The sequence below is a fragment of the Pseudomonas sp. 05T35 genome (genome assembly GCF_056396605.1).
Genome location: NZ_JBFTLU010000392.1, coordinates 1 through 4,414, shown reverse-complemented (window position 1 = coordinate 4,414; position 4,414 = coordinate 1). Strand labels below are relative to the sequence as shown.

The following is a 4,414-nucleotide window of genomic DNA, read 5'->3' as shown; positions in this document are numbered from 1 at the left end:
GCCTCACCGTGCAGAACTTCGTCAGCGCCGCCACCGGCCTGGCTGTTCTGGTTGCCTTGTGTCGCGGCATCGGTCGCAAATCGGCGCAAACCCTCGGTAACTTCTGGGTCGACATGACCCGCGCCACCCTCTACGGACTGCTGCCGCTGTGCCTGTTGCTGGCGCTGTTCCTGGTCTGGCAGGGCGTGCCACAAACCTTCGCTCATTACGTGAATGCGCTGACGATGCAGGGCGTGGATCAAGTGATCCCACTGGGTCCTGCCGCCAGCCAGATTGCGATCAAGCAATTGGGTACCAACGGCGGTGGCTTCTTCGGCGTCAACTCGGCGCACCCGTTCGAGAACCCGACGGCCTGGAGCAACCTGTTCGAAGTCACGTCGATCATCCTGATCCCGGTGGCGCTGGTGTTCACCTTCGGCCATTACGTCAAGGACCTGCGTCAGAGCCGGGCGATCATCGCCTGCATGCTCGCGCTGTTCCTGATCGGTGGCGCGGTGTCGCTGTGGGCTGAATACCAGCCGAACCCGACCCTGAACAATGTTGCGGTCGAACAGGCTGCACCGCTGGAAGGCAAGGAAGCACGCTTCGGTACCACCGCGACCGTGCTCTGGTCGGTGACCACCACCGCAGCCTCCAACGGCTCGGTCAACGGTATGCATGACAGCCTCAACCCGCTGAGCGGCATGGTCGCGCTGATCAACATGATGGTCGGCGAAGTGATCTTCGGCGGCGTCGGCGCCGGTCTCTACGGCATGTTGCTCAACGTGCTGATCGCGGTGTTCCTCGCCGGTCTGATGATCGGACGTACACCGGAATACCTCGGCAAGAAACTGCAAGCCAAGGAAGTCCAGTTGCTGGTGGTGACCTTGCTGGTGATGCCGATCGGCGTGCTGGTACTGGGTGCCATTGCGGCGAGCCTGCCTGGCCCTGCGGGAACCATCAGCAACCCCGGCCCCCACGGTTTCAGCCAGTTGCTGTACGCCTACACCTCCGCCAGCGCCAACAACGGTTCGGCATTCGGCGGCCTGAACGCCAATACGCCCTTCCATAACCTGATGCTGGGCCTGGGCATGTTGATCGGGCGCTTCGGCTACATCCTCCCGGTACTGGCCCTGGCCGGCAGCCTGGCGATGAAGAAAACCGCACCGATTGGCCAGAACAGCTTCCCGACCCATGGTCCGCTGTTCGTGACATTGCTGACGGTGACCATTTTGCTGGTGGGGGGCCTGACCTTCCTGCCGACCCTGGCGTTGGGGCCTATCGCTGAACACTTGAGCCTGGGCTTCTGAGGGATTTGATGATGAATATGCCCGTTCGTGTATCGAAAAAAGCCGCACCACACGTTGTGCCGGCGCAACCTGTCGAGCAACCGAAAACCGCGATCTCGGCCCTGTGGCGGCCGGCGCTGGTGCAAGCCTTCGTCAAGCTCGACCCACGGCAGTTGAAGCGCTCGCCGGTGATGCTGGTGGTCGAACTGACCGCGATCCTCACCACCGTGTTGTGCGTGATTCCAGATCCGGCAGTGCCGACGTTTGTGGCGGCGCAAATTGCCCTGTGGCTGTGGTTCACCGTGTTGTTCGCGAACTTCGCCGAAGCTTTGGCCGAAGGTCGTGGCAAGGCCCGTGCCGACAGCCTCAAGGCCGGCAGCGAAGGCTTGAGCGCTCGGCGCAAGAAAGCCGATGGCAGCTTTCAGGTAGTGCCAGCAGTCAGCCTGCGCAAAGGTGATGTGGTTCGCGTCGAAGCCGGCGAGATGATTCCCGGCGACGGCGAGGTGATCGAAGGTATTGCCGCGGTCAACGAAGCGGCGATTACCGGTGAATCCGCACCGGTGATTCGCGAGTCCGGCGGTGACCGCTCGGCGGTCACCGGCAACACTCGACTGGTGTCTGACTGGTTGCTGGTGCGCATTACCGCGAATCCCGGTGAGTCGACGCTGGATCGCATGATCGCCCTGGTTGAAGGCGCCAAACGCCAGAAAACCCCGAACGAAGTGGCGCTGGATATCCTGCTGATCGGCCTGACCATGATCTTCCTGGTGGTGGTCGTGACCTTGCAGCCGTTCGCCCACTTCGCCAACGGCAACCTGCCGCTGGTGTTCCTGGTGGCGCTGCTGGTGACGCTGATCCCAACCACCATCGGCGGTTTGTTGTCGGCCATCGGTATCGCCGGCATGGACCGTCTGGTACGGCTGAACGTGATCGCCAAATCCGGCCGTGCGGTAGAAGCGGCGGGCGACGTGCATGTGTTGCTGCTGGACAAGACCGGCACCATCACCTTCGGTAACCGTCGCTGCACCGCGATTTATGCCGCGCCGGGTGTCAGCGCCAAGGAACTGGCGGAAGGTGCGCTGTTCGCTTCGCTGGCCGACGACACGGCCGAAGGCAAGTCGATCGTCGAGTACCTGCGCGGACTTCATCCACAGGCTGAACCGTCCACCGAGGTGCTGACCGTTGTACCGTTCAGTGCCGAAACCCGCTTGTCTGGCGTTGACTATCAGGGCCGTGTCTACCGCAAGGGCGCGGTGGATTCGGTGCTGGCCTTCGTTGGCCTGACGCGTGCCGAGATACTGCCGGCGATGTCCCGGGAAATCGACAAGATTGCCCAAAGCGGCGGTACGCCATTGCTGGTGTGTGCCGAGGGCAAATTGCTCGGTGCGATCCACCTCAAGGACGTGGTCAAGCCGGGCATTCGCGAGCGTTTTGCCGAACTGCGCAAGCTGGGGATTCGCACGGTGATGGTGACCGGCGACAACCCGCTGACCGCGGCGGCAATTGCCGCTGAAGCCGGTGTCGATGACGTGTTGGCCGAAGCGACGCCGGAGAAAAAACTCGCCCGCATTCGTCACGAGCAGAACGACGGGCGTCTGGTCGCCATGTGCGGTGATGGTGCCAACGATGCGCCGGCGCTGGCTCAGGCTGACGTCGGTATGGCAATGAACGACGGGACTCAGGCCGCGCGCGAAGCCGCGAACATGGTCGACCTCGACAGCGATCCGACCAAGCTGCTGGACGTGGTGCAGATCGGTAAAGAGTTGCTGGTGACGCGCGGCGCGTTGACGACGTTTTCCATCGCCAACGACGTGGCCAAGTACTTCGCCATCCTGCCGGCGCTGTTTGCCTCGATCTACCCGCAACTGGGCGTGCYGAACATCATGCACCTGAGCAGTCCGCAGAGCGCGATTCTCTCGGCCATCGTCTTCAACGCCTTGATTATCGTCGGACTAATCCCGTTGGCCCTGCGCGGGGTACGCGTGCAGGCCGCGAGCGCTGCACACCTGCTGCGCCGCAACCTGCTGATCTACGGCGTGGGCGGCATCGTGGTGCCGTTCGTGGGCATCAAGCTGATTGACATGCTGCTGACTGCTTTGCACTTGGTGTAACTGCTGCACGCCGCRCCCCGGGCGCGGCGTTTTACCTGAATTGAGGATTTGATGATGTCCACAATGATTCGTCCGGCCTTGAGCCTGCTGGTCCTGATGACCCTGATCACCGGCGTCGCTTATCCACTGGTGGTCACCGGTGTCGCCCAGGTGGCGTTCCCTGATCAGGCCAATGGCAGCCTGGTGCGTGACGCCGATGGCAAGGTGCGCGGTTCGTCCCTGATTGCCCAGGATTTTGTCGGTGATGCGTGGTTCCATCCACGGCCATCGGCGGGCGCATTTGCGACCGTCTCAAGCAGTGCAAGTAACCTGGCACCGAGTAATCCGGCACTCGCGACCCGGGTGATCGACGATGCCAACAAACTGCTGGTGCCAGGCCAGGGGCCGGTGCCCTTGGCATTGCTGACCACCTCTGGCAGCGGCCTCGATCCACACTTGCCTCCGGCGGCAATTRCCTATCAACTGTCGCGGGTTGCGGCGGCGCGCAATCTGCCGATATCGACGGTCGAGCAGTTGGTGGACGCGCACATCGAGCAGCCGCTGGTAGGACCGCCGGTGGTGAATGTGCTGGAACTGAACATCGCGCTGGAGAAGTTGTAAGACTGTGCGGCCGCCAATCGCGAGCAGGCTCGCTCCCACGGGTTCATCACTGTCCTTGTGGGAGCGAGCCTGCTCGCGATGACGGTTTTGCAATCACCACCTGAACAACAGACAAACAGAGACTTTCAAGCATGAGCGACTCCGGCCGCGCCGACGCACTGTTAGCAGATTTGCCCCGTGATGGTCGTGGCCGGCTCAAGGTTTTTCTCGGTGCCGCCCCCGGTGTCGGCAAGACCTACGCCATGCTGCAAGCCGCCCACACCCAGCTGCGACAAGGCGTGAAAGTCATGGCCGGGGTGGTGGAAACCCACGGTCGGGCGGAAACCGAAGCGCTGCTCGGCGGTTTGCCGCAGTTGCCGTTGGTGCGCTCGGAATACCGTGGCGTGATGCTCGAGGAAATGGACCTCGATGGCCTGCTCAAGGCCAAGCCGAAAC

At 62.5% G+C, this 4,414-nt stretch carries 3 protein-coding genes and 1 pseudogene; all 4 read left to right on the top strand.

Features of this window, described 5'->3' with window-relative positions; genetic code table 11:
- On the top strand, positions 1–1,289 hold a 1,289-nt coding region (gene kdpA, locus AC1DH9_RS23560), incomplete at its 5' end, for a potassium-transporting ATPase subunit KdpA (protein WP_477808872.1).
- Positions 1,290–1,300: 11 nt separating this feature from the next.
- On the top strand, positions 1,301–3,379 hold the full coding sequence (gene kdpB, locus AC1DH9_RS23555; protein WP_477808871.1) for a potassium-transporting ATPase subunit KdpB: 2,079 nt from the start codon (positions 1,301–1,303) through the stop codon (positions 3,377–3,379).
- Between the two features lie 54 nt (positions 3,380–3,433).
- Positions 3,434–3,979, top strand: coding sequence for a potassium-transporting ATPase subunit KdpC (kdpC, locus tag AC1DH9_RS23550; RefSeq protein ID WP_477808870.1), 546 nt, complete (start codon positions 3,434–3,436; stop codon positions 3,977–3,979).
- Positions 3,980–4,110: 131 nt separating this feature from the next.
- A pseudogene (locus AC1DH9_RS23545) lies at positions 4,111–4,414 on the top strand (histidine kinase); the annotation flags it as partial.